This window comes from Stappia albiluteola (assembly GCF_014050225.1).
Classification (GTDB): domain Bacteria; phylum Pseudomonadota; class Alphaproteobacteria; order Rhizobiales; family Stappiaceae; genus Hongsoonwoonella; species Hongsoonwoonella albiluteola.
In genome coordinates this window covers 292,318-317,624 of record NZ_JACFXV010000043.1, presented here as the reverse complement: position 1 = coordinate 317,624, position 25,307 = coordinate 292,318, and the positions used below count along the sequence as shown (strand labels likewise).

Genomic DNA, 25,307 nt, shown 5'->3' with positions numbered 1-25,307 from the left:
GGATGAACCGGAAAGAGCGGCGGGCCGCCCGCGCCGGGGGCGAGATCGACACCAAGGTATTCCTGGAGCTGGCCGGCCGCTTCATCGACCTCGCGAACCGGGAGAACCGCAAGGTGCCCGCCACCGACCTGCACATGGCCTTCCTGTGGGCCGCGGCACGCTACAATGCGCATGTCGCCAAGGCTGTGCTGGAGGTCGACAATCACGAGGAATTCGTGGAGGCGATGGTCAACGACTATCGCGACATGCTTCGCCAGCACCTTGCCGATCCCGAACTTGGCTGAAGCCCGGGTTCCGCAAGGCGTGTGGCCGTCCGGCCTCGTCAGGCAACCTCGAACCACGCGCCCATGCCGGCCGCCTGATGCTCCAGCATGTGGCAATGGATCATCCATTTGCCCGGATTGTCGGCGACGAACGCGATCTCGACGCGTTCTCCCGGTTCGGTAAGAACCGTATCCCGCCAGACCGGCGCCGCTTCGGGCTTGCCGTCGCGCGACAGCACCCTGAAATGATGGCCGTGAATATGGATCGCATGCTGCCAGTTGGTGTCATTGACGATCGGCATATGCACCGTCCGTCCGCGCGGCGCGGAAAACAGCGCCGGATCGTGATGGCTGCCGGCGGTGCCGTTGAAGGTCCAGGCCATGCCGTTTTGCACCAGCTCGCGAATATCCATCATCCTGCCGTGGAACTTGCCCTCGCGCAGCGAGCCCATGGCCCCGCCCTGCATCAGCAGTTCGACCGGCAGCGCGTCGTTCATGGCAAGGTGAGCCGGCAGGGGGTTGGCCGGTAGCCCTATGTCTTCCGGCAGAGGCGCAATGCGAACGATGGCCTCGCCCGCCGCCACGATTTCCGCTGCCGCATAGGGCTGTAGGCTGACTTCCTCGATGGGAAAGCGGCCGCCGCCGAGGGGAATGTCGACGATCAGGTCCGCCCGCTGGGCCGGCGCGATGACGAGCGTGTCCGCATTCAGCGCATGGGGCTCGACCGGCTGGCCGTCGAGGGCGATCACCCGAGGCGACAAACCGGCGAAACGCAGGGAGAGAACGCGGGCGTTCGCCGTGTTCAGGATACGCAGGCGAAGCCGCTCGCCCGGCCTTCCCGGTGCCGTGAAATAGGGCGCGGCGTTGACAGTCAGCACGTTGCCGAGCCTGCCGTGATGGCTCCAGTCGTGCATGTTGCCGAATGTCGCCTCGTCGATCCGTCCGTCCTCGCCAAGGCGCCAGTCGTCGAAGACCAGCACCTGCTCGCGGTCATAGGCCTTCGCGCCCGGCTCCTCGACGACGAGGACGCCATAGAGGCCGCGGGCCAGCTGTTCCCAGGAGCGATTGTGCGGGTGATACCAGTAGGTGCCGGCGTCGGGTGCGGTGATGCGATATTCGAACGTCTCGCCCGGTGGCACGGCCTCCTGCGTCAGCCCGGCAACGCCGTCATAGGCATTGTCGATACGGATGCCGTGCCAGTGGATCGTGGATGGCTGCGGCAGGTCATTGCGGAAGAGGACAGACAGCGTCTCGCCCTGCCGCATGCGCAGCGCGGGACCGGGCACGCCGCCGTCATAGCCCCAGATATCGGCAAGCGGTCCGCCATCCTCCAGCAGCGACGCCTGCCCCGGCCGCGCCGTAATCGTCACCGGCGTGCCTCCGGCAACGCCGGCGCGCGGGAGCAACGAGGTAGCGAGCATGGCGCCGCAACCGCCAAGAAACGCCCTGCGGTCCACCGGCAGCGACCGGAACGGTTTCATTCAAACACTCCTAAATTCGATGTCAGGCATCAGGATCGACCAGCCGTGCCGCCATGCCGCTGATCAGCGTCAGCACGGCCATGATCGCCATCATCATGATGACGGGCCAGACGGTCCCCGGCCACAATACCCCGGAAAGCAGCCAGCCGACGAGCGCCGATGTGATGGCGCCGAAGCCGATTTGCAGGCTGCCGGCAAGACCCGATGCCGCTCCCGCGAGTTCCGGCCGGATGCTGACGGCGCCGGCAATCGAACTCGGCAGGCAGATGCCATTGGCAAGGCCGACGAAGAAGACCGGACCGAACAGCGACAGGGGATGCAGGAAGCCGGCGGAGAACAGCAGGCCGATGAGCCCGATCGCCATGAGCAGCACCAGATTTCCGGCAAGGATCATCATCGCGACGCCGGCCATCGCCGAATAGCGGCCCGAAATCCAGTTGCCGACGATGTAGCCTATGGCGACGAACATGAAATAGAGGCCGTATTCGGAGGGCGTCATCCTGAGGATTTCCGCAGCGACAAACGGCCCGCCGCCGAGAAAGGCGAAGAATACGGCGGAGGTGAAGGCAGCCGTCAGCGCATAGGCCCAGAAGGCCGGGATCGCCATCAGCGTGCGATAGCTCCGCCACAGCGCGCCGATGCCGGCGGGGATCCGCGTCCTGTTGGTCTCGTGCAGGTCGGCGATCGCCGCGACCAGCACGACCAGTCCGACCGCGACCATGGCCAGCGAAATCGCCGTCAGGCCGAACGCCTGATCGATCGCTCCGCCGACCGCAGGCCCGACCATCGGCGCGACCGCCATGCCCATGGTGACGTAGCCGATCATGCTGGCCGATTGCTGGCGGTCGTACATGTCGCGCACGATAGCGCGTCCGAGCACGATGCCCGTACAGCCGCCGGCGGCCTGCAACAGCCTGCCGACCAGAAATGCAGCGAGCGACCCCGCATAGGCGCAGATCAGGCTGCCCACCACGAAGATTGCCAGTCCCCACAACAGCACGGGCCGGCGGCCGAAGCGATCCGACAGCGGCCCGATACCGATCTGGGCGACCGCGACCGCCGCGAGATAAAGCGAAAGCGTCAGCTGCGCCTGCGCGAGCGTGGTGTCGAAGGTGCCGACCAGCGTCGGCATCGACGGCAGGTAGATGTTCATAGCCAGGGGATTGACGGCGGAGACAATCACGAGGATGGCAAGGGATGGCCGCCGGTCGAATGCCGGCGCTAAGGCATTGTTTGTCATGGCGCCTATATTGGACCCGCAGGCCGGTGCGGCAAGCCCAATTGCGGCGGCAAGCACGCGCCCGCATCCGCCGGTTACCCGAAGGGCCTGGCCGGGTGCTCCCTGCGAACCGCGCCTGGCAATCGTTGCCTGAATATCCGGACGGCGGGATCGTTCATCCGGATAGAGAACAGCTCACGCACCTATCGTTTCGATGCAGAAAAGCGAGAAATTTTCGCCAAAACCTTCCTGAATACAAATATGGGAACTCGCAAAATTTTAGTAAGATAACGTCTTACGAGATAAGTACTTTTGTACTACATTTACATTATCGGCCATGCAGACCTTCAACTTCATGAGGAAGGACTCCGCAATGACGCCATGGGAAATCCGCACCACCGAGTTCGCGAACTGCAACTGCGCCTATGGCTGCCCCTGCCAGTTCAACGCGCTGCCTACCCACGGTCACTGTCAGGCTGTCGTCTGCCAGGAGATCACGGAAGGGCATTACGGCGATGTAGACCTGAAGGGCGTGAGATTCGGCGGCGTATTCGCCTGGCCCGGCCCGATCCATATGGGGCACGGGCGCTGCCAGCCCTTCGTCGACGAGGCGGCGAGCCCGCAGCAGCGGGAAGCTGTGCTGAAGATCATGTCCGGCGAGGACACCGATCCGATGGCGACTGTCTTTTCGGTGTTCGCGTCGACGATGGAGACGGTCTACGATCCGGTCTTCGCGCCGATCGCCTTCGAGGTCGACGTCGAGGGCCGTCGTGGCCGCTACAAGGTTGCAAATGTCGTCGACAGTACCGGCCAACCTATTCGCAATCCGGTGACAGGAGCCGAGCATCGCGTACGCATCGACCTGCCGCATGGCTTCGAATATGAGATCGCCGAGGTCGGATCCGGCAGCAGCACGGCGAAGGGGCCTGTCGCCTTCACATTGGAGAACAGCTACGCGCAATTCGCCCACCTGCATCTCAACAATCACGGGGTCGTCCGCCACCGCAGCGTCTGAGGCGACAGGATGGCAGAGCAACCCGAACCCGGCGGCAGGACGCTGACGGAGCGGATACTGCTTCGAGATCAGATGGTTACGGTGACCGGCCTGGTGCTGATCACGGGCTTGTCGTGGTGGTGGCTGCTGATGGGCGCCGGCACCGGCATGAGCGTCACCGCCATGACCACATGGTCGTTCCCACCGCCGGAACGTCCGTCGATGGTGACCGACTGGACGCTCGCCTACGCCGTGACCATGGTCGTCATGTGGTGGGTGATGATGATCGCCATGATGACGCCGAGTGCTGCGCCCATGGTGCTGCTCTACGGCACGGCGCATCGCCACGAGGCTGGTCGTGGCAAGCTGGAAACCGCGGCCGCGCCGACCTTCGCTTTTTTCTGCGGATATCTGGCAGCCTGGCTCGTCTTCAGCGTGGTCGCGACGGGCCTGCAATGGGCGCTGGAACTTGCCGGGCTCGTGCATGCCATGCTGATGTGGAGCATCGACCGGCAGTTTTCCGGCGCCTTTCTGATCATGGCCGGCGCCTACCAGTTTTCCCCCTTCAAGCAGGCATGCCTGCGGCATTGCCGCGCGCCGGCCGTGTTTCTCGCCCGTCACTATCGCCGTGGTACCGCCGGCGCGTTTCGCATGGGCCTGACGCACGGGCTTTACTGTCTCGGCTGCTGCCTCTTGCTGATGGCCTTGCTTTTCGTCGGCGGTATCATGAACCTGGTCTGGATCGCCGGGCTTGCGATCCTTGTGCTGCTCGAAAAGCTGCTGCCCCGGGGTGAGGCGATCTCGCGCCTCGCAGGCGTGGTTTTCCTCGTATCAGGCCTCTGGCTGATGTTGGCCTGAGGCGGGCAGTATCCGGGTCGGGCCGGAGGCCAGATCGGGCCTGCGTGCGAGTTTGCGCTCGCGCAGGAAGCTGTAGATGCCCGTCGCCACGATGACGGCAGCGCCCAGCAGCGTGAAGGCGTCCGGCACCTCCCCCCAGACGACGAAGCCGAGGCCAATCGCCCAGACGATGATCGAATAGCGGAACGGCGCGACAACGGCGATCTCGCCCGTGCGCATGGCAAAGATCATCAGCAGGAACGCCCCGTTGAAAAAGACGGCGGCGGCAAGAAGAAGGACGAGTTCCCGCCGTGTCGGCATCACCCAGTCCTCGACGGAGGTGAGGCCGAGCCCGGCGGCACATATGCCAACAAGGGTGAGCACCGTGATCCCGAACGACGATATTCCGGCAGGCAGCGACCGCGTGACCAGATCCCGCAGCGCCGCGCAGGCAACGCCGGCAAGCGCCACGAGCGCCCAGATATTGAACCCCTCCAGTCCGGGCCGTGCGATGATCAGCACGCCGGTAAAGCCGAGCGCGATGGCGAGCCAGCGGCGCCAGCCGACCGGCGCCCCCAGAAACAGGGCCGCCCCCGCCGTCACCATCAGCGGCAACGACTGGAGGATCGCCGTCGCATTGGCGAGCGGCAGGCGAAACAACGCCGGCAGATAGAGCAGTGCGGCCCCCACTTCCGCCGCGACACGCACGATCACCAATCGATGCCGGAGGCCGGAGAAATGGCGAAACGCGCCGGTGGCCATGCAATAGGCGAACACGAGCGCCAGGGCCAGAATGCCACGGAGAAACATGATCTCGCCAAGCGGCAGGCGGCTCGCGACAAGCTTCACGCAGGTATCGTTGACGATCCCCACCAGCATGGAAAGCATGACCGCAACCGCCGCACGGCCATTGTCCTGCAGCAACACCGCTACCCCTCGATGAGCAGGTTCATACCGCGATGGGGCCAAGCGCCAGGGCGGGAATGAAACGCCTGAGAAAAAGAGCCTCAGCTTCCCGCCGACGGTGGCATGAGGCGAAACACGACCTCATAGGCCAGGGTTTGGGAAAGCTGAGGAAATTGGACAGGCAAGGCTGCAATCGCCGATGGATTGCAAAGCCATTGCTATCATATTTGTATGATTTTTAGCAAGCGGCCGACGAAAGCGGCGTCAGGTCGTCTCGTCTCCTTCCACAACCACGGCGCTCGGCTCCATTGGCCTGCCCGTGCCGTGACTGGGGACGGGCCGGGTGCCGGCCAGCGCCAGGCTGCGCTCCCGGAAGAAACTGTAGATGCCACTGGCAACGACGACGAAGGTGCCCGCCAGCGTCAAAGCATCCGGCACGTCGCCCCACACGGCATAGCCGAGCAGGATCGCCCAGACGATCATCGAATAACGGAACGGCGCGACGAAGGTCACGTCGCCGGTGCGCATGGAAAAGATCAGGCAGACGAAGCCGATATTGATCGAGACTGCCGCGAAGGCAAGCAGCGCCAGATCGCTCGCCGGCGGCATGATCCAGGTTTCTGTGGCGGACAGCGCGAGACCCGTGAGCGCCACGCCGACAAGCGTGGCCAGGGTCACGCCGAGCGTCGGGACCACCTTCGGCATGCCGCGGGTGACGAGGTCGCGCATCGCCATGAAAACAACGCCGAACAGCGCGACCAGCGAATAGAGGTTGAAGCCTGCGACACCCGGGCGGACGATCAGCAGCACACCGGCAAAGCCGATGGCGATCGCCGTCCAGCGGCGCCAGCCGACCGGCATGCCGAGAAAGATCGCGGCACCGGCCGTCACCATCAGCGGCAGGGCCTGCAGGATCGCCGTCGCGTTGGCGATCGGCATGTTGAACAGCGCCGTGAGATAGAGCACCGTCGCCGCCACTTCGCCGAAGGCGCGCGTCGGCACCGTCCAGTGAACGATGTGGCGGAATTCGCGCAGCTGGTCGGTGAAATGGGCGATCGCCAGCACGATGACGATCGCCATGCAGCCACGCACGAACATGATCTCGCCGAGCGGCAGACGATCGGCGATCAGCTTGACGATGGAATCGTTGGCGATGAAGGCCAGCATTGCAGCCATCATCGCCACGACGGCGCGCGTATTCTCGCGAAGGTCCATGACAGGTTCCGGAAGGGGCGGCGCTCGGCCGGCAATGCGGGGCGCAGCGATCAGGGTCCTTCGCTTTAGGCCGCGCCCGCCGTGGCCGCAAGCGCTAACTGCGGGAAGCTGCCATGCGTTGCGATCAGTTGCGCCGCTTTACCGGCAGATTGGTGAGCAGGTTCTGCGGCTTCATCCGTACGACCTGATCCGGCCCCATGGCGAGCGCCATCCAGACGGCCTTACCGCGCAGTTCGTCGCGCATGTCGCCGGGATTTTCGAAGTCGAGGCGGAACAGGGCCACGACGCGGAACAGGTCTTCCTCGCCAACCGGCTTGCCCTCGTAGAGCGCGTTCAGGATACGCGTCGATTCCGCATCGAGGCCGACATGCCAGGACCAGCGCTCGTCGCGAATGGAGCGCTGCGGCTGCACCCGCACCTCCACCCCAAGGAAATGCCGGATCCAGGCTTCGAGCACGCGGGCGAAGGCATCTTGCGCCGGCTGGGTGAAGCGGAAATCGATCGCCGTGTCGAACCGGTCCGAACGCTCCCAGTAGATATCCGCGTTGTCCTCCCCGATCACGTCGAGCGTAACCTCGCGCATCGGCGTACCGGCCTCGGCGAGCAGCGCGCCAAGCCCGCCGAAGCCGCCATTCTCGGCATACATTTCGACGATCTCGGCATCCGCAAGCATGAGTTGGCCCTCGTCGACAGTGACGGCCTGTTCGCGAAACAAGATCTCCCCCGCCCTCACCCGCAGCGGATCATGGACGTTGCGCAGGATGTTGCGGACAATCAGATGCACCATCTGGTCGATGAATATCGGCGGAATGACGATGCTCGCAGCCGGCTCGAACAACGCGGCATAAGCGCCCTCGATTGTGCCGTGACGCACCAGGTGATCGCGGAAGGCGAGAATGATGCGGTAGTTTTCGGCGGTATCCGGATCGACGATGGCTTCGATCTCGTTCGCGGAGACAACGGCAAGCGGATCGGTCATCAATCTTTCGAAAAGCGCATGCTCCGCCGGGCAGGAGTCCTCGACAGGATGGATCTCCGGACGGGTGTAGTAAGCGCGCAGGAAATCCGGCGTGACCGTCAGCCAGCCGTTCTTGTCCCTGCCGACGAGATGCATGCCCGCCGATCTCCAGAAATCCCGCATTCCACTCCCTTCTCGAACCGAGTTCGGATCCTAATCTTCCTCGACATCCCAGACGCATGCATGCGGCTTTTCGCCTGATGGCGTCACCAGATGAAAAGCTTCGCGCATGGCGCCCGTCTCGTCCCGCTCGCGCTTGACCGCCAGAAGCGCGTTGATTGCAAGGCCGCTGGCAAGCTCCACCGTATCCTGAATTTCCTGCCGCGCCACGGGAAGCGCCGCCTCCATGCTCGGAGCGCCGTAGTGCGACATGAAATGCTCAGCAAGGCGCAGCGTCAGGGCTTCGATCTCGCCATCGCTGAGGTCCACCGGCGTTGCAAGCGTCGTCCAGCCGAATGTCTCAAGCGACAGGAAACCGGAGACGAAGGCCTGCCGCAGCTTGCCGGCGAGGTCTTCCGGTCGGACATCGTGAAAGACGAATGCGCCGGGGAGGACCGGTTCGCCGGGCTCCGCCGCCTGCGGAAACACATGGACGTCGGAGATATCGAGGCGGATGGCCTTCAGAAAACGCGGCATCTCAGGCCTCTGGCCGCTGGATTGCAAGGTGCTCCGCAAGCGAAAGCAGCCTGACGCCGCCCTCCGCCTTCAGCAAAAGATTGCCGGCCTCGTCCAGTCCGAGAAAGATGCCCTTCGCCTCTCCGTGCAGCGACGGCAGCGCCACCTCCTTGCCATAGCCGTCGGCACGAAACAGCCAGGCCTCGTGCACCGGGCGAATGCCGTCGGTTTCCCAGCGATGGATCCAGGTAAGCCAGTGACGGGCAAGCGAAGAGATCATCTCGCCGGCCTCAAGGTCTCCTGCCCCTTCCTCGGCAAGCGTTGTTCTGTCGGGCCGCTCGCCAGGTTCCCCTTCGGGCGCGGTCACATCGAACAACCGGATCTCGATACCCACGGCGAGCCAGTCCGGAGTGGCGTCGTCGCTTGCGGCCGGGGCTTCCTGGTAGCGCATTTGCCCTACAGCGGCACCGTTCGCCCGAAGCGTTGCCGGCCATAGCCAGGTAAAGGCGAATTCCGGCGGCGTATTGGCGCCGATCGCATCGGCCAGCGCCACCATGGCGACGAACAGCATTTCGCGGGCGCGCCGCCGGTCGACATCCGGCTCCAGCACCAGAGCGACCGAAATGCGGTCGATGGCGCGCGACCAGACAAAATCCCCGGCGCCCAGTTCGCCCCGTCGCGCGCCCTCGCAGGCAGCCGCAAAGGCATCGGTCCCGGCATCGACCGCAATACCGGTCAGCAGGGGCGGAAAACTTGGCTCCACAGGTGTCACGGCGCGCTCCGGCATGGTCCGGTCAGTCGAGATCGATCACCCCTTCGACGACGTGTTCAAAGTCCTGGCCGTCGATCGTCAGCTTCATGCGAACGTTGAGCTTGCCGCTTTCCATGCCGGTCTCGCGCACCTGACGCTCGATCGCCTGCTGCGAGGTCACGCCGACCTGCTTCAGGAACTTGCGCATCGACATGTTGAAGTTTTCCTCGTTCATTCCTTCCCTTCCTCCGCAATTTGCAGCCCGCACGCCAATGAGCGTGTTTCTATCAGATTTTCAAGGTTTTATCCCTGCAAGACGATAGTCCTCTTGCCGATCAATTGTCTCCTATTGCGTACCTCACCGAAATATCGGCCACCTCACCCGCGCGGCGGATTTTCAGCGAGGAACCGCCAGTTTCCCTCGCCAGCCTGCCCCTCAGGCCGGCCACGGACGAAACGGGAGCGCCGTCAACGGCAACGACGACATCCCCGGCACGCAAACCGGCCTGTTCCGCCAGCCCGCCGGCCTCCACGGCGCGGACCTCCAATCCGGCCGCCTCGGGGCCGGGACGCGTTTCGACAAGCGACACGCCGAGGCGCAAATGCGCGAGGCGGCCGTCTGCCTGGATCTTTTCCAACAATACTGCGGTCAACGGCGCGGAGACCGCGAAATTGACGCCGAGGTCACCGTCATTGGCCTTGGTGTAGATTGCCGACAGGATACCGATCAGCCGGCCGTATTCATCGACGAGAGCCCCGCCCGAAGCGCCCGGATTGACGGCGGCATCCGTTTGCACGAAATCCTCGATATCGTTGAAGCCGACACCCCCTCGGCCCGTGGCGGACACGACGCCGCACGTAACCGCGACCCCGAGACCGAAGCTGTTGCCGATGGCGCAGGCCGTTGTCGCAACCTCCGGATCGCCGGCAAACTCAATCGGCGGCAAGGCTTCGGCAATTCGCAGGAAAGCAAGATCGCTTTCCCGGTCGCGAGCGGCAATTTCGGTATCGATCAGGCGGCCGTCCGCAAGACGGATGCGAGCGCCCTTCGCAGGCCCGAGGACGTGATCCGCGGTGACGAGCCAGTGCCCGTCCGCAACCACCACCGCCGAGCCCTCGGGTTCTTCGGCGCGAACCCGGCCCTTCGGCCAGTCCGGCAGCAGAACAACCACGGAGTGGCGCGCGTCGGCTATAGCCTTCGGATCGGCGCGCGCGGCAGCGCCAGGCAGCAGCAGGCAGGACATACACGCAAGCGCCAATGCGCCCGAATGAAACCGCATCAGCCGCCCTTTTGCGCCTCGTCGGAGGGCGACAGGCGTACGGCGCCCGGATTGGCCGACGTATAGACGCTGGCCGAAGAGTAATCGTAGGCCTTGGTCAGGACGGCCCAGGCAGCGACGCCGATGACAGCCATGGCCGCAAGACCTGCCAGAAACGCCTTCATTTCACCACCTCGTTTCTTTCCTGGGAGCTCCGCCGATCCGGACCCGGCGCCGTCGCCCGCTTCAGGAAGGCGATCAGGGCATCCCTGTCGGCCTCCGTCCTGAGCCTTTGCAGCGGCATCTTGGAACCGGGCGTCACCACGTCCGGACCGTAGTCGAAGAGATCGGAAATGGTCTTTTCGCTCCAGACGAAGTCGGCCGTCCTCAGGGCATTCGAATAGGGATAACCCGGCAGCGAACCGACCTTGCGTCCGAACACACCATAGAGCGTCGGCCCTGCCCGATTGGCGCCATCCGGCGTCAGAGTATGGCAGACGGAGCACTTCCTGGCGAATTGAAGCTCCCCGGGATCAGCCGTTTCCGAGACCTGGAAGCGTCGCGGGAAGTCATTTTCCACCGGCTCGAACGGCGCGCGCGGCGTCACCTGCCAGGACTTCACGCTATCGTCGAGCCCGGCATAGAACACCGTCTTGTTGTCGGGAGAGATCGCAAGACCCCATACCGGGCCATAGGGGTTCTGAAATTCCTCTTCCAGGGCGAAGCCGTCCACCGAGTAGAAACGGATGACGCCTGCGCCATCTCCGATTGCCAGTGCGCTGAGGTCGCTCGAGAGGGCCACGGAAAGCACGGGACGCTCGTGCTTCGGTAGGATCTTGACGATCTCTCCCCTGGCAAGCGAAATCACACCGGCCTCGCCATCGGCGGCACCGAAGACGACCCGGTCACCATCCGGCAATACGGCCAGCACATTGACGCCCCAGCCGTGGGAATAGGCCTCACGCTGCAATTCACCGCTGTCCGCGTCGAAGAGGCGTATCACACCATCATAGGAGGCCGTTATCAGCCGCTTGCCGTCAGGAAGGAACGCAACCGCGTTGACCGGCCCGCGATGGCCGGACAGAACGGCGTGGCGGCCAAGCCGGTTGCCGGCAAGGCCGTAGACATAGGCATTGCGATCCCAGGACGCGGAAGCAACGAACCGGCCATCGGCGCTGGCGGCGACCCGGATCATCTTTTCCTCGCCCTCGTCCACACGGTCGAGCATCTCGCCGGTCGCAAGATTCCAAAGCGCGACAGAGCCGTCGTCGGACACGGTGGCGGCCATGTCCTTCCCGACCAGCACGCCGTCGTTAAGCGGGCCCTCATGGCCGATCAGACGCTGGCCGACGGCAGCGCTATCCTTGCCGACCTGCCAGACGATCGCCGAATAGTCGAATGACGAGGAAAGCGCCGAACTGCCATCCGCCGACAGGGCGATGGATTTGACCGGCCCGCCGTGGCCCTCGAAGCGCTCGGGCCAGGCATGAACCGTCCCGGCGAGGCACATGGTCACGCCGAAAGCCAATACGGTCTTCAGGCCGCAGGCGGTCATTGTTGCCACGCCCGGCTTGCGGCTATTCGGCCGCCTGCGGAGCGCCGGCAGGGCCGCGCTCCCCGGCAGTGACCTCCTCGACCCAGATCGAGTGGTGTTCCTTGGCCCAGTTGAGGTCCACCTCTCCCGAGCCCATCGCGTCGAAGGCGCCCTCCATGCCGACCGAGCCGATATAGATATGGGCGAGAATGACGCAGGTCAGCGCCACGGCGACGACCGAATGCCACAGGCTGTTGAGCTGCTGTTCCTGGATGGGAGCCAGCGCGGTCGGCAGGTCGGTGCCGAAGACGGCATTCACCGCCGCGAACGTGCCGGAGAAGAAATCCGTCGTGAATGGGAAGAGAAGTGCCCAGCCGGAGACGGACAGCGAGAGGCCAAGCAGGATGACGAGCCAGAAGATCGCCTTCTGCCCGGCGTTGAACTTCTTCGCCGGTGGATGGCTGCCCTTGACGAAAATGCCGCCGCCCTTTGCCAGCCACACGAGATCGGTGCGGTCCGGCAGATTGTGGCGCACCCACATCAGGAAGATCATCACCAGCCCGGCCATGAAGGCGAAGGCGAGGTAATTGTGCAGGTACTTGCCCATCAGCGTGATGAAACCGAACGCCTCGCCCCCGATGATCGGCAGCAGCACATATCGGCCATACATGATGTTCAGGCCGGTAACCGCCAGGGTGAGGAAGGAAAGCGCCAGCAGCCAGTGGCCGAAGCGCTCATAACCGGCAAAGCGGGTGATGGTTGCGCCGGAGCGCCCATGATCGATCCGGATTCGGCCGCGAAGGGCGAAAAACAGCGCCAGCAGCACGATCATGCCGATCAGCGCCCAGCTGGAATAAAGAGCAACAGGACCATTGCGCAGCGAACGCCAGAGTTCGCCTTCCGACTGGACGAGCGTTCCCGCCTTCTTGTCGGGAATGGACACATTGCCAGCCACGCCCTGGCGCACGGCGCGCCACAGATCCGCATCCGAAGCCGTACCCAATGTGTTGCCGGGTACATGGCCATCGGCCGGACTTTCCGAGGCAACGGGGTTCGACGTCGGCTGCGCCTGAGCCGGCGCCAGAGCCGGAACCGCGAGAAGGAACGCGAATAACAGGAACACCGCCAATTTCAGGAACGCGGCGCCGCGATGCGACTGCGCCCCATGTCCGCGGGTATTGCGATCCGGAACTTGCTCACGACAGGTTTCCACCGCTTTCCGCATCGTCTCCCTCCCGAGATTGCCAATCAACACCGCCCACCGCCCGCTGTTGCGTCACGCGACGCCTTTCAGAATTTTTGCTTGTAACCGCGCGCCTGCAACTCGCGTTGCTGCTCCGGCGTCAGTTCCTTGTCGGCCTTGCCGGCATAGGTTCCCTTTTCAAGGTGTAGCGCCCGGTTCTGCTCATCCTCACGGCATGAGGAAAGACCAATGGCCAGCAATCCCGCCATGGCCGCCAGCACAACCCTTCCACGCCTCGTCTTGATCGAATTCGACCCGGTCGCCACTCTTTGCCGCGCTCCTGTCTAACGGGTCCAAATACCCGGAATTAGGGGACCCCGCTCCTGCAAAACGGGGCGGGGAATGACCCCGCCCCTTATCCTAGCGCCTTTCAGGCAAATCCGGCATTTCGATCACTGAAGATCAGAAGCTGCCGGCCTTCTGCTCGTAGGCCGTGCCCCAGCCCCAGGCACCGGAACCGAAACCGCGTGCCACGACGCGCTCGCGATAGATCGCCGAGACCACATCGCCGTCGCCGGCCAGGAGCGCCTTGGTCGAGCACATTTCCGCGCAAAGCGGCAACTTGCCTTCCGCCAGACGGTTGCGGCCGTATTTGGTGAATTCAGCCTGCGAATTGTCAGCCTCCGGACCGCCCGAACAGAAGGTGCACTTGTCCATCTTGCCGCGCGAGCCGAAATTGCCGGCCTGCGGATATTGCGGCGCCCCGAAGGGGCACGCGTAGAAGCAATAGCCGCAGCCGATGCACAGGTCCTTGGAATGCAACACCACTCCCTCTTCGGACTGGTAGAAGCAATCCACCGGGCAGACCGCCATGCAGGGCGCATCCGAGCAATGCATGCAGGCGACCGAGATGGAGCGTTCCCCCGGCTTGCCGTCCTGGATCGTCACCACGCGCCGACGATTGATGCCCCAGGGGACCTCATGCTCGTTCTTGCATGCCGTCACGCAGGCATTGCATTCGATGCAGCGCTCCGCGTCACACAGGAATTTCATCCGTGCCATGAGTTATCCCTCCCTCACGCGCGCTCGATGCGGCACAGCGTGGCTTTTGTTTCCTGCATCTGGGTGACCGAGTCGTACCCGTAGGTCTGGGCCGTGTTCGACGCTTCGCCAAGCACGTAAGGATCGGCTCCGGCCGGATATTTCGACCGACGATCCTCGCCCTGGAACCAGCCGCCGAAGTGGAATGGCATGAAGGCAACGCCCCGGCCGACGCGCTCGGTGATCATCGCCATGACCTTGACCTTGCCGTCTTCCGGACCGGTGACCCAGACCATTTCGCCGTCGCGGATGCCGAGGTTGTTCGCGTCGACCGGGTTGATCTCGACGAACATGTCCTGCTGCAGTTCCGCCAGCCACGGGTTGGACCGGCTCTCGTCGCCGCCGCCTTCGTATTCCACCAGGCGTCCCGAAGTCAGGATCATCGGGAAATCCTTGGAGAAGTCCTTCTCCTGGATCGACTTGTAGGCCGTCGGCACGCGCCAGAAGACCTTGTCGTCATAGGTGGCGTACTTGTCGAGCAGATCGCGGCGGTTGGTATAGAGCGGTTCGCGATGCAGCGGCACCGGATCCGGGAAGGTCCACACCACCGCGCGGGCCTTGGCGTTGCCGTAGGGCGCGCAGCCATGCTTGATCGCCACCCGCTGGATGCCGCCGGACAGGTCGGTCTTCCAGTTCACCTTGCCGACCGCTTCCGGATCGGACGAGCCCGCGACCTTCTCGATCGAGGCCCGCTCTTCGGCAGTCAGGTCGCCGTCCCAGCCAAGCTTCGCGAGCATGGCCATGGTGAACTCGGGGTAGCCATCCTCGATCTCCGAGCCGACCGGCCACGATCCCTCGGCCAGTAGGTTGTCGCCATCCCGCTCCACGCCGAAGCGGGCGCGGAAGCCCATGCCGCCTTCGGCGACCGGAATCGACGTATCGTAGAGCACCGCCGAGCCGGGGTGACCCATTTCCGCCGTACCCCAGCACGGCCACGGCAGGCCGTAGAAGTCGCCATCGGCCGGACCGCCCCTCGCCCGCAGCGTCGTGCGGTCGAAGGTGTGCTGGTTGGCCATGTGCATCTTCAGCCGCTCCGGCGACTGGCCGGTATAGCCGACGGTCCACATGCCGCGGTTGAATTCGCGGGTGATGTCCTCCACCAGCGGCTCGTCGTTCTCCACCGCAATGTTCTTGAACATCTCGTCGGCAAAGCCGAACTTCACCGCGAACTTGTACATGATCGTGTGATCGGGCAGCGCCTCGAACAGCGGCTCGACCACCTTTTCGCGCCATTGCAGCGAGCGGTTGGACGCCGTCACCGAGCCGGAGGTCTCGAACTGCGTCGCCGCCGGCAGCAGATAGACGCCATCGGTGCGATCGTGCAGGATCGCCGAGACGGTCGGATACGGATCGACCACGACAAGCATGTCGAGCTTCTCCATCGCCGTCTTCATTTCCGGCTGCCGGGTCTGCGAGTTCGGCGCATGGCCCCAAAGCACCATCACCCGGGTGTTGTCGGGCTGGACGAGGTTTTCCTTGTCCTCCAGCACGCCATCGATCCAGCGCGAGACGGGAATACCCTTCTCGTTCATCATCGCGACGTCAGCGCCGTCCTTGCCCTTCATCGTGGCGAAGCGGCCCTGCAGATAACCGTAGTCGACGTCCCACACACGAGCCCAATGTTTCCAGGCTCCTTCTTCCAGACCGTAATAACCGGGAAGCGTATCGGCCAGCACGCCGAGATCCGTCGCACCCTGCACGTTGTCATGGCCGCGGAAGATGTTGGTGCCGCCGCCCGCCCTGCCCATGTTGCCGAGCGCAAGCTGCAAGGCGCAATAGGCGCGGGTGTTGTTGTTGCCGTTGGTGTGCTGGGTGCCGCCCATGCACCAGATCACCGTGCCCGGACGGTTGTTCGCCAGCGTGCGGGCAACGCGCTTCAATTGCGAGCCGGGCACGCCGGTGACGCGCTCGGTCTCTTCCGGAGTCCAGTTGGCGACTTCGGCCTTGATCTGGTCCATACCCCAGACGCGCTGGCGGATGAACTCCTTGTCCTCCCAGCCATTGTCGAAGATGTGCCAGAGAATGCCCCAGACGAGCGCCACGTCCGTGCCCGGACGGAAGCGCACATACTCGCTCGCATGCGCGGCTGTACGGGTGAAGCGCGGATCGCAGACGATCAGCGGCGCGTTGTTCTCTTCCTTGGCCTTCAGCAGATGCAGCAGGGAAACCGGATGGGCTTCCGCCGGGTTGCCGCCAATCAGGAAGATCGCCCGCGAGTTATGGATATCGTTGTAGGAATTCGTCATCGCGCCATAGCCCCAGGTGTTGGCAACACCCGCGACCGTGGTCGAGTGACAGATACGCGCCTGGTGATCGACGTTGTTCGACCCCCAGAAGGCGGCGAACTTGCGGATCAGATAGGCCTGCTCGTTCGAGTGCTTGGCCGAACCCAGCCAGTAGACGCTGTCAGGCCCGGAGCTCTCCCGCACTTCCAGCATCTTGTTGCCGATCTCTTCGATCGCCTGATCCCAGGAAATGCGCTCCCACTTGCCGTTGACCAGCTTGGTCGGGTATTTCAGCCGCCGCTCGCCATGCGCATGCTCGCGCACGGAGGCACCCTTGGCGCAATGGGCGCCAAGATTGAACGGGCTGTCGAACCCCGGTTCCTGGCCAATCCACACACCGTCCTGCACCTCCGCCAGCACGGTACAGCCGACCGAGCAGTGCGTGCAGACCGATTTCTTGATGTCGACCTTCGCCGCGGTTGCGGCCTGGGCTTCCGCCCGGCGCACCATCGATCCGGAGAAGGCCGCCGCAGCAGCAACGCCGCCCGCCGTCACACCGGACCGGCGCAGGAAGCTTCTGCGGTCCATGGCACTGGCGCCGATTGCCTCGATTGCAGCGGACAACCGGGCCGGACGGGCTGCAGCGCTCGCCTTTTTCCTCAGCATGTCGTCTCTCCCTTCGCCGGTCTCACGGCCGGTCTTGCATCAGGCGGGCGCGCTTGCAATCCGCGCCGCGAACTGCCCCGCGCGTCAGAAACGCGCCGTCTTGTAAAACGTCTTTACGTGTTCCGTTTCCCGGTATCCGGAGGCTTTCTGCGAAGAAGCCTCCACAGCAGCGGCCTCGCCGGCGACAATGGTCGCGCCGCTTGCCACCGCGCCGAGACCGGCAAGCTTCAGAAAGCTCCTGCGGTCCGCCTCGACCTTTCCGTCATCCCTGACCCGGTCATCCTTAGCCATGACGTCCATCCTCCAATGCGACGAATTCTCAGTTCACCATCTCGAATGCCCGTCCCTCAATCTCGAGGAACAGTCGGCCGATACGGCCGATTTCTTTGTAAATCTGCCCCGATTGCGCATTTTCCAGATCCCGGAAGAAATAGGGCATCCAGCTGCCGACATGGGCAACATAGAAGCGCTTCTGCTCATCGAGCGGGAGGGACGGGCCAAACGCGCCGGCAATGAAGCCGGCCATCATCTGGCAAAGCGCGGCAGCGTGATCCTCCGGCTCCTTGCTCGCCGGATCGCGCTCGACGCCGAGCTTCGCCATGTCGGCACGCAACAGCGCCAGGGGCTTTTCGTGAAGGAATCCGGTCAGATAATAAGACCCGAAGGGAACCAGCTCGCCGCGACCGATTCCGATGAACAGGTCCTGGTATTCGCGCGCGGCTGATTGCGCCGACATGCGCGAAGCGGCAAGCGCCAATGCATCGATCGCCTCGCCAAGCGGCCCGTCGCCACCGACAAGCCGCGACGCTGCGGTGAGCCATTCCCCACCGACAGGACGCTCCAAGGCACTGCCAAGGAGATTGTAGAGAGCGGCGCGGTCCTGATCTTCGTCGGCAATCCGCGCATGCGCGATCCCGCCTTGACCGATTTCGCCTTTTGGAGCCTTGGTCGAGCGGGATTGTTGACTTGGCGTATCTGCTACCGTCATCCAGATGCCTCCCATCTGGAAGAATAACGAGCAAGCTATTCATATTGCAAATGAATTTGGTATTGCGCCGCACCTGTGCGTTTCTGCCGAAAATCAAGATCAATACGCGCAATACAGCAAAGAACGACACGAAAAGACAGGCGCGAAAATTCTTTCAGGTGGTTATATTTTGCATTGCAGCATCACACTTTCGCGCATCTCTGCGTTACAGGAGACGAGCGACCGCGGCATTTTCGGTCACATACGGAACCGCACGCCGGATCTTATCCGCCGAGTCGCAGTCGCCCGGGAAGAGACCGGCCGAGCGATCGGACAAGCCCGCCCAAGCAACGATCCGCGCTATTCGATGACGATTTTCGGCGGGGCGCGGTGCGCGTCCGCGTTGTTGCGCTCAATCTCGGCCACCACCTTCCGCGCGATCTCCTTGTAGATCGTCGCATGCGGCCCGTCCGGATCGGTGACCACCACGGGCGTGCCGGCGTCGGACTTCTCGCGGATCGCCATGTCGAGCGGGACTTCGCCGAGGAAGGGAACGCCGAGCTTCTCCGCCTCCTTGCGCGCGCCGCCGTGACCGAAGATATCGTGGCGGCCGCCGCAATCCGGGCACAAGAAATAGCTCATGTTCTCGACGATACCGAGAACGGGCACATCGACGCGACGGAACATGTTGAGCCCCTTGCGCGCATCGATCAGCGCAAGGTCCTGCGGCGTGGAAACGATCACCGCGCCGGCCAGCGGCACGTTCTGCGCCATGGTCAGCTGCGCGTCCCCCGTACCCGGCGGCATGTCGACGACGAGGACATCGAGCTCGCCCCAGGCGACCTCGCGCAGCATCTGGGTGATCGCGGAAATCACCATCGGCCCGCGCCAGATCATCGGCGTTTCCTCTTCCACGAGGAACCCCATGGACATCACCTTCACGCCGTAGCCTTCAAGCGGCTTGAGGATGCGTCCGGACACCGGCTCCGGCCGGCCGGTGACATGAAACAGGCGGGGAACCGACGGACCGTAGATATCGGCATCCAGAACGCCGACCTTCAGGCCGTTCGCCTGCAGGGCAAGCGCCAGGTTGCAGGTGGTGGTGGACTTGCCGACGCCGCCCTTGCCCGACGCAACCGCGATGATCGCCTTCACCCCCGGCACGCCCGGCTTCTGGGTAGAGGGCTGAGGACCCGCCGCGCGCGCCCGCGCCTGCATGGGCGGCGGCACGCGGTCTGCATCGGACCTGGCCGGGGCCGGGCGCACGGGCGATTGCGTGCCCGCCTTGCGCTCCGCCGTCAGGGCCACCATTGCCTTTTCGACGCCAGGCATCCCGGAAACGATCTTTTCGGCCGCCTGGCGCAGCGGCTCGAGCTCCGTCGCGCGTTCCGCGGGCACGGTTACGGAAAAGGCGACACGGCCCTCGGAGATGAAGATGTCGGAAACCAGGCCGAGCGAGACGATATCCCCTTGCAGATCCGGCCCCTTGACCTTGGAAAGCTCCTTGAGAACCGCCTCTTTAGACAGCATGCCCGATCCCTTTTTCCAAAACATTCCAACCACTCGCATCCGATTGCAGTCCGCAGTCTTAGTTCATGCGGCCCGAAGGGGAAAGCACCCGGGCGTTCTTTGAGGGAGAAACGGCCCGGCCACTACAATTTTCGTCAATCTTTACCCTTTCGGAAGCATTGCCGCGGAAGAATGGAGCCAGGGTCGAATCCTTCAAGGGAGTATCCGCCTATGGACCTCCACCCGGACCTGCATGGGCTCGCCTTTCGCGCCACGATCGACTGGACGGCCGTTCATCGTCCCGTCGAGGATGAAATAGAGCGAACCCTGATGCGGGCGAGGCGGCTGAACCGGCTGAACGGCGTTACCGGAGCCATCCTGCTCTTCCCGAATCACGTCTTTCAGTGGATCGAAGGCGAGATATCCGGTCTCGACGATACGCTGGACTGCGCCCGCCGGGATCCGCGCCTGGCGTCGCTGCAGGTTGTATCCTCCGCCCGCATCCCGAACCGGCTGTTCCGGGCGAGCTGGATGTATTTCGCGGACCTTAGAGCGACACCCTCGACCAGGACCAATCAAGCGATCCACCGATTTGCGCGCGGCGAGGCCAGTGCCGGCTTCCGCGAAACGCTGTCGATCATGGAAGGCATCGCGAAGAGGCTCGATCCCGCACGCATCACCCGCGCCGCGCTGATGGTCTGAAAAACTTCCGCTTGTCGTTTGCCCCTGCGTCCGGCTAGGCAGGATCGGCCGACTTATGCTTGGCAGATCGACAACGGGTGAGCGCAAGATGCCGGACAGTTCCACGATTTCAGCGCACGGGATCGCCGCGCGACCGTCCTTCGCGACCGTCTCGGCCGGGCTGCTGGCGGCGGTCGTCGGCTTTGCCAGTTCCTTCGCCGTCGTTCTGCAAGGCCTGATCGCCGTTGGAGCCTCGCCTGCAGAAGCCGCCTCCGGGCTGATGGCGCTCAGCATCAGCATGGGACTGTCCGGCATCGTGCTCAGCATCTGGCACCGAATGCCGATATCCGTCGCCTGGTCGACGCCGGGCGCCGCCCTGCTGGCAAGCACGCAGATGCCGGAAGGCGGCTTCCCTGCCGCCGTCGGCGCTTTTTTGGTCTGCGGCGCGCTGATCGTCGCCGCCGGCTTCATCAGACCGTTCGGCCGGGCTGTCGCCGCAATACCGGCACCGCTCGCCAATGCCATGCTCGCGGGCGTATTGCTCGGCCTTTGCCTGGCGCCGGTGGAAGCGGTGGCCGAAGTTCCCGCCCTCGCGCTGCCGGTCGTTGCCGTCTGGCTGGTCGTGGGCCGCATCAAACGGCTTCTGGCGATACCGGCAGCGGTGGTCGTCGCAGCGGTACTCGTCGCCTATAGTACGGATGGCGGCGCCCTCGGGACGGCAGGGCTGTCGCCGGATGCCGTTTTCGTCGCCCCGGCCTTCTCCTTCGGCGCCATGGTGGGAATTGCGCTTCCCCTATTCATCGTGACGATGGCATCGCAGAACATTCCCGGCATGGCGGTGCTGAACGTCAACGGTTACCGCCCCGAACCGGGCCGCCTGTTCTGGTCCACCGGACTATTCTCGCTGCTTTCCGCTCCCTTCGGCGGGCACGCTGTCAACCTGGCGGCGATCACCGCGGCGATTTGCGCCGGCCCCGATGCGGACCCCGATCCCGCGCGCCGCTACTGGGCCGTCGTCTTCGCCGGCATCTTTTATTGCGCGTTCGGCCTGATGGCCGGGCTCGCCACTGCGCTGGCGATCTCGGCGCCGCCCATTCTGATCGAAGCTGTCGCGGGCCTTGCCCTGCTTGGTGCGCTCGCCGCGTCGATTTCCGCCGCCCTCGCCGACGAAAGCCGGCGGGAAGCGGCTCTGGTCACGTTTCTGGTCACCGCGTCCGGCACGAGTTTCTTCGGCATATCGGGGGCATTCTGGGGCCTTGTCGCCGGGCTTTGCATGATTGCGGTTGCACGTTTTGCACAACGTTGAATTGGCAGATCCTCCCCCTTGCTTCCGGCTGGGACGACACCATACCCTGAGTAAACATGCATAATCTGGGGAGGATATGCCGTTGAGCGGTCGAGCGGGCGACCCGAAATCGTTCCAGCCAGTCGAGGGGGAATTCCTCGTGCGTCCCGACCCGGACGACGAGCGCCTGTCGAAAGCCGTCGCCGGCATCGACCAGAGCGGCCAGCCCATCGATACGCGGGTCGTGACCGAGCGGCCGCTGACGCTGTATCTCAATGCGCAGGAGATCGTCACCATGATGACGATCGGCGATCATCCCGACCTGCTCGCGGTCGGTTACCTTATCAACCAGAACATGCTGAAGCCGGACGACGTTGTGACCGGCATCGACTATGACGAGGACCTGGAGGTCGTGGTGGTGCGCACCGAGCGCGCGACCAACTACGAGGACAAGCTGAAGAAGAAGGTGCGCACCTCCGGCTGCGCGCAGGGGACCGTCTTCGGCGACGTGATGGACCGTTTCGACGAGATCGAGCTCGACGCGGATGCGCGCCTCCGCACGTCCTGGCTCGCGGCCCTGACGAAGAAGATCAACACCGCCCCTTCCCTCTACCTCGCCGCCGGCGCCATTCACGGCTGCGTGCTTTGCCAGGAGGATCGTCCGCTCGTCTATATGGAGGATGTCGGTCGCCACAATGCGGTGGACAAGATTGCCGGCTGGATGTGGAGCGAGAAGGTCGGTCCCGCCGACAAGATCTTCTACACGACCGGCAGGCTGACGTCGGAAATGGTGATCAAGACTGCGATGATGGGAATACCGATCCTGGTATCGCGATCCGGCTTCACCGCATGGGGGGTGGAGCTGGCGCGGCAGGTCGGCATGACGCTGATCGGACGCGCCCGCGGCCGCCGTTTCGTCGCCCTGTCGGGCGCAGAGCGGATCGTCTTCGACCTCGACCCGGCGCAGGGCGAGGATGAGGCGCCAGAGCACCGCCGCAAGGGCGCGCGGAAGGATCTCGACGCATGACATGGCAAGGAACTGATACAGGAAGAATGAGGAAGGACGTCATCGGCTGCATTCTCGCAGGCGGCCTCGCGCGGCGCATGGGCGGCGGTGACAAGCCACTGCGCGATCTCGCCGGCAAGCCGGTGCTGGCCCATGTCATAAAGCGGCTTTCACCGCAGGTTGGCGCCATCGTCCTCAACGCCAATGGCGATCCGGCCCGCTTCGACGATTTCTCGCTGCCCGTCATTGCCGATCCGATCGGAGGCTTTGCCGGTCCGCTGGCCGGCGTGCTGGCCGGCCTGCTCTGGGCGCGCGACAATCATCCGGAAGCCCATTTCGTGGCAACGGTCGCAGGCGACACGCCCTTCTTCCCGCAAGGTCTTGTCGCGCGCCTGCGCGAGGCGGCCAAGTCGGGCGGCGAAATCGTTCTGGCGCGCTCGAACGAGGGGCTGCATCCCGTTTTCGGTCTCTGGCCGGTGACGACGGCCGGCGACCTCGAGCGGTTTCTGCAGGACGGGGAAACGCGCAAGGTCCTTGCCTTCGTCGACCGGCATCCTCACCGCAGCGTGCTCTTCGACACCTATCCCGGCCGACGCGGCGCGGAAGGCATCGACCCATTCTTCAATATCAACACGGCGGAGCAGCTTGCCGAGGCGACAACGCTCGCCAGGGAACTGGACGCATGACGCAGCCACCTGTTTTCGGTGTCACCGGCTGGAAGAATTCGGGCAAGACAACGCTTGTCGAGCGGCTGGTGCGGGAGTTGACGGGCCGCGGCTTTCGCGTCTCGACGGTCAAGCACGCGCACCACGCCTTCGATATCGATCACGAAGGCACGGACAGCTTCCGCCACCGGGAGGCCGGCGCCACCGAGGTGGCGCTGGTTTCCGGCCGACGCTGGGCCTTGATGCATGAACTGCGCGACGAGGAGGAGCCGTCTTTCGAGGACGTGCTTTCACGGCTGGCGCCCTGCGACATCGTGATCATCGAGGGCTACAAGCGGGAAGCCCATCCGAAAATCGAGGTCCGGCGCAAGGAGGGCCGCAAGGGTCAGGCCCTTGCCCCGGACGATCCCGCAATCCGCGCGATTGCAGCCGATCACGAAACCGACAGCGGCGGACTTCCCTTGTTCGACCTGAATGACATTGCCGCAATTGCCGATTTCATTCTCGACCAGTGTGGATTAGACCGCCGTCATGCAGCCGAATAAACGCCTTCTCGACGACTGCTTCCTGCATGACCGCGACCGTTTGCGTCACTCGGAAGCGCTGGCAATCCTGAAAGCCCGGGTCTCACGGGTCGTCGACGCGGAGACCGTGCCGCTCGCCGATGCCTGTCGCCGCATCATGGCGGAGGAAATCCATGCGCCGCGCGACGTGCCCGCAAGCGATAATTCCGCCGTCGACGGCTATGCCTTCCGCCATGCCGATTACATTAATTCCGGCGGCAGGATGCCGGTCGTGGCCCGCGTCGCGGCCGGCCACCCGATGGACGGAGCCGCGCCTGAAGGGGCAGCAGTGCGCATCTTCACCGGCGCCGTCATGCCGGAAGGCCTCGACACTGTCGCCATGCAGGAAGATTGCGAAGCGGAAGAAGCAGGCGGCACCGGCGTTGTCACCATCCCGCCGGGCCTCAAGCCGGGCGCCAACCGTCGCAAGGCCGGCGAAGACCTGAAGCAAGGCGCGCCGATGCTGGCGCCCGGCATCCTGCTGCGGCCCCAGGATGTTGCGGCCATCGCCTCGACCGGCAAGGCAAGCGTCAGCGTGATGAAGCGCCTGCGGGTCGCGCTGGTTTCCACTGGCGACGAGATCCGTCGCCCGGGCGAGCCGCTGTCCCCTGGACAGGTCTATGACAGCAACCATTTCCTGCTGCGGGCGCTGCTGGAAGGTGCGGGCGCCGAGATCACCGACTGCGGCATCCTGCCCGACAAGGCCGATGTCGTGGAAGACGCTCTGGTGACGGCCGCCGCATCGCATGACGCGATCGTCACCACGGGCGGGGCATCGCGCGGCGAGGAGGATCACCTCGTCCATGCGCTCGACAAGCTGGGCACCCGCCACGTCTGGCAGCTTGCGATCAAGCCGGGCCGGCCGATGAGTTTCGGGCAAATCGGCGATTGCGTGATGCTGGGCCTGCCCGGCAACCCGGTCGCGGCGATGGTCTGCTTCCTTCTCTATGCACGGCCCGTATTGTCAGTGCTGGGCGGTGGCGCCTTCCTGCAACCGAGGCGCTATCAGCTGCCGGCCGATTTCGCGATGGAACGGACAAAGACCGGCCGCCGCGAATTCTTCCGCGGCATTCTTGCCGTGGACGGAGACGGGCAGACCTGCATCCGCAAGTTCGAGCACGACGGTTCCGGGCTCATCACCTCGTTGCGGGAGGCGGACGGGCTTGTCGAAATTCCGGAGAGGGTGACCGGCGTTTCGCGCGGCGACCTCGTCGACTTCATCCCATTCACGGAATTGGGATTGCCGCCGCACGGGTGAGCGGCCCGGCGCATCCGCCGCCGCCGATTCTCGAAAAGCCGGCTAACCGGCCTGCGTTTCGCCCCCGGCGGCAGGCTTCACCGCGCGCGAGAGCGCAGGAAATCGC

General features: G+C 64.3%; 27 protein-coding genes. 9 read left to right on the top strand and 18 right to left on the bottom strand.

Annotated elements, in window-relative coordinates:
- Window positions 1–2 precede the first annotated feature (2 nt).
- Window positions 3–284, top strand: a complete 282-nt coding sequence (locus H2509_RS05760; protein WP_182163192.1) for a DUF3144 domain-containing protein — start codon at window positions 3–5, stop codon at window positions 282–284.
- Window positions 285–322: 38 nt separating this feature from the next.
- Here the strand turns inward: H2509_RS05760 and H2509_RS05755 are convergent, their stop codons facing one another.
- Window positions 323–1,744, bottom strand: coding sequence for a multicopper oxidase family protein (locus H2509_RS05755; protein WP_182163190.1), 1,422 nt, complete (start codon window positions 1,742–1,744; stop codon window positions 323–325).
- Between the two features lie 22 nt (window positions 1,745–1,766).
- Entirely contained in the window at window positions 1,767–2,984 is a 1,218-nt protein-coding gene (locus H2509_RS05750; protein ID WP_182163188.1) for a multidrug effflux MFS transporter, read from the bottom strand.
- 352 nt (window positions 2,985–3,336) lie between these two features.
- On the opposite strand from H2509_RS05750, the gene H2509_RS05745 reads away from it, so the two are divergent.
- The gene (locus H2509_RS05745; protein WP_182163186.1) at window positions 3,337–3,978 is read left to right on the top strand and encodes a DUF1326 domain-containing protein; all 642 of its coding nucleotides are present in this window, start codon (window positions 3,337–3,339) and stop codon (window positions 3,976–3,978) included.
- Window positions 3,979–3,987: 9 nt separating this feature from the next.
- On the top strand, window positions 3,988–4,815 hold the full coding sequence (locus H2509_RS05740) for a DUF2182 domain-containing protein (protein WP_182163184.1): 828 nt from the start codon (window positions 3,988–3,990) through the stop codon (window positions 4,813–4,815).
- Here H2509_RS05740 and H2509_RS05735 read toward each other — a convergent pair.
- The 16 genes from H2509_RS05735 to apbC all read right to left on the bottom strand — a co-directional run bounded on the left by H2509_RS05735 (window position 4,789) and on the right by apbC (window position 19,788).
- Window positions 4,789–5,721 (bottom strand): DMT family transporter, encoded by a 933-nt coding sequence (locus tag H2509_RS05735; RefSeq protein WP_209001810.1) that lies wholly within the window; start codon window positions 5,719–5,721, stop codon window positions 4,789–4,791. The two genes, H2509_RS05740 and H2509_RS05735, sit on opposite strands and share 27 nt — an antisense overlap.
- Window positions 5,722–5,964: 243 nt before the next feature.
- Complete coding sequence (locus H2509_RS05730) at window positions 5,965–6,915, bottom strand: DMT family transporter (RefSeq protein WP_182163182.1); 951 nt, start codon at window positions 6,913–6,915, stop codon at window positions 5,965–5,967.
- Window positions 6,916–7,039: 124 nt separating this feature from the next.
- Window positions 7,040–8,056 carry a DUF6352 family protein gene (locus H2509_RS05725; RefSeq protein ID WP_182163180.1) on the bottom strand — a complete coding sequence of 339 codons (1,017 nt, stop codon included), beginning with the start codon at window positions 8,054–8,056 and terminating at the stop codon, window positions 7,040–7,042.
- A gap of 30 nt (window positions 8,057–8,086) precedes the next feature.
- Window positions 8,087–8,569, bottom strand: a complete 483-nt coding sequence (locus H2509_RS05720) for a DUF6505 family protein (protein ID WP_182163178.1) — start codon at window positions 8,567–8,569, stop codon at window positions 8,087–8,089.
- A gap of 1 nt (window position 8,570) precedes the next feature.
- Complete coding sequence (locus tag H2509_RS05715) at window positions 8,571–9,320, bottom strand: biotin/lipoate--protein ligase family protein (RefSeq protein WP_182163176.1); 750 nt, start codon at window positions 9,318–9,320, stop codon at window positions 8,571–8,573.
- A 22-nt stretch (window positions 9,321–9,342) separates the two neighbouring features.
- Window positions 9,343–9,534: a DUF6494 family protein gene (locus H2509_RS05710; protein WP_182163174.1), complete on the bottom strand. Its 192-nt coding sequence runs from the start codon at window positions 9,532–9,534 to the stop codon at window positions 9,343–9,345.
- Window positions 9,535–9,634: 100 nt separating this feature from the next.
- Window positions 9,635–10,579: a S1C family serine protease gene (locus H2509_RS05705; RefSeq protein ID WP_182163172.1), complete on the bottom strand. Its 945-nt coding sequence runs from the start codon at window positions 10,577–10,579 to the stop codon at window positions 9,635–9,637.
- The gene (locus H2509_RS05700) at window positions 10,579–10,743 is read right to left on the bottom strand and encodes a hypothetical protein (protein ID WP_182163170.1); all 165 of its coding nucleotides are present in this window, start codon (window positions 10,741–10,743) and stop codon (window positions 10,579–10,581) included. Before H2509_RS05700 ends, H2509_RS05705 begins: the two co-directional genes overlap by 1 nt.
- Window positions 10,740–12,113, bottom strand: coding sequence for a c-type cytochrome (locus tag H2509_RS05695; protein WP_182163168.1), 1,374 nt, complete (start codon window positions 12,111–12,113; stop codon window positions 10,740–10,742). Before H2509_RS05695 ends, H2509_RS05700 begins: the two co-directional genes overlap by 4 nt.
- Before the next feature lie 22 nt (window positions 12,114–12,135).
- The gene (locus H2509_RS05690; protein ID WP_182163166.1) at window positions 12,136–13,317 is read right to left on the bottom strand and encodes a formate dehydrogenase subunit gamma; all 1,182 of its coding nucleotides are present in this window, start codon (window positions 13,315–13,317) and stop codon (window positions 12,136–12,138) included.
- A gap of 65 nt (window positions 13,318–13,382) precedes the next feature.
- Window positions 13,383–13,556 (bottom strand): hypothetical protein, encoded by a 174-nt coding sequence (locus tag H2509_RS05685; protein WP_182163164.1) that lies wholly within the window; start codon window positions 13,554–13,556, stop codon window positions 13,383–13,385.
- 181 nt (window positions 13,557–13,737) lie between these two features.
- Window positions 13,738–14,337: a formate dehydrogenase FDH3 subunit beta gene (gene fdh3B, locus H2509_RS05680; protein WP_182163162.1), complete on the bottom strand. Its 600-nt coding sequence runs from the start codon at window positions 14,335–14,337 to the stop codon at window positions 13,738–13,740.
- A gap of 14 nt (window positions 14,338–14,351) precedes the next feature.
- Window positions 14,352–17,267: a formate dehydrogenase subunit alpha gene (locus tag H2509_RS05675; protein ID WP_182163160.1), complete on the bottom strand. Its 2,916-nt coding sequence runs from the start codon at window positions 17,265–17,267 to the stop codon at window positions 14,352–14,354.
- An 84-nt stretch (window positions 17,268–17,351) separates the two neighbouring features.
- A complete protein-coding gene (locus tag H2509_RS05670) occupies window positions 17,352–17,558 on the bottom strand; it encodes a twin-arginine translocation signal domain-containing protein (RefSeq protein WP_182163158.1) in 207 nt (68 codons plus the stop codon).
- A gap of 28 nt (window positions 17,559–17,586) precedes the next feature.
- The gene (locus tag H2509_RS05665) at window positions 17,587–18,255 is read right to left on the bottom strand and encodes a TorD/DmsD family molecular chaperone (protein WP_182163156.1); all 669 of its coding nucleotides are present in this window, start codon (window positions 18,253–18,255) and stop codon (window positions 17,587–17,589) included.
- Between the two features lie 339 nt (window positions 18,256–18,594).
- Window positions 18,595–19,788 carry an iron-sulfur cluster carrier protein ApbC gene (apbC, locus tag H2509_RS05660; protein ID WP_235974701.1) on the bottom strand — a complete coding sequence of 398 codons (1,194 nt, stop codon included), beginning with the start codon at window positions 19,786–19,788 and terminating at the stop codon, window positions 18,595–18,597.
- A gap of 186 nt (window positions 19,789–19,974) precedes the next feature.
- Here apbC and H2509_RS05655 point away from each other — a divergent pair, with 186 nt between their 5' ends.
- The 6 genes from H2509_RS05655 (at window position 19,975) to H2509_RS05630 (ending at window position 25,201) form a co-directional block, all read left to right on the top strand.
- A complete protein-coding gene (locus H2509_RS05655; protein WP_182163154.1) occupies window positions 19,975–20,445 on the top strand; it encodes a BLUF domain-containing protein in 471 nt (156 codons plus the stop codon).
- 88 nt (window positions 20,446–20,533) lie between these two features.
- Window positions 20,534–21,730, top strand: a complete 1,197-nt coding sequence (locus H2509_RS05650; protein WP_182163152.1) for a benzoate/H(+) symporter BenE family transporter — start codon at window positions 20,534–20,536, stop codon at window positions 21,728–21,730.
- 82 nt (window positions 21,731–21,812) lie between these two features.
- Window positions 21,813–22,736: a formate dehydrogenase accessory sulfurtransferase FdhD gene (locus H2509_RS05645; protein WP_235974700.1), complete on the top strand. Its 924-nt coding sequence runs from the start codon at window positions 21,813–21,815 to the stop codon at window positions 22,734–22,736.
- 26 nt (window positions 22,737–22,762) lie between these two features.
- A complete protein-coding gene (mobA, locus tag H2509_RS05640) occupies window positions 22,763–23,401 on the top strand; it encodes a molybdenum cofactor guanylyltransferase MobA (protein WP_182163148.1) in 639 nt (212 codons plus the stop codon).
- On the top strand, window positions 23,398–23,925 hold the full coding sequence (gene mobB / locus H2509_RS05635) for a molybdopterin-guanine dinucleotide biosynthesis protein B (protein ID WP_182163146.1): 528 nt from the start codon (window positions 23,398–23,400) through the stop codon (window positions 23,923–23,925). Before mobA ends, mobB begins: the two co-directional genes overlap by 4 nt.
- A complete protein-coding gene (locus H2509_RS05630; RefSeq protein ID WP_182163144.1) occupies window positions 23,912–25,201 on the top strand; it encodes a molybdopterin molybdotransferase MoeA in 1,290 nt (429 codons plus the stop codon). The genes mobB and H2509_RS05630 overlap by 14 nt, the downstream gene beginning before the upstream one ends.
- Window positions 25,202–25,307 lie beyond the last annotated feature (106 nt).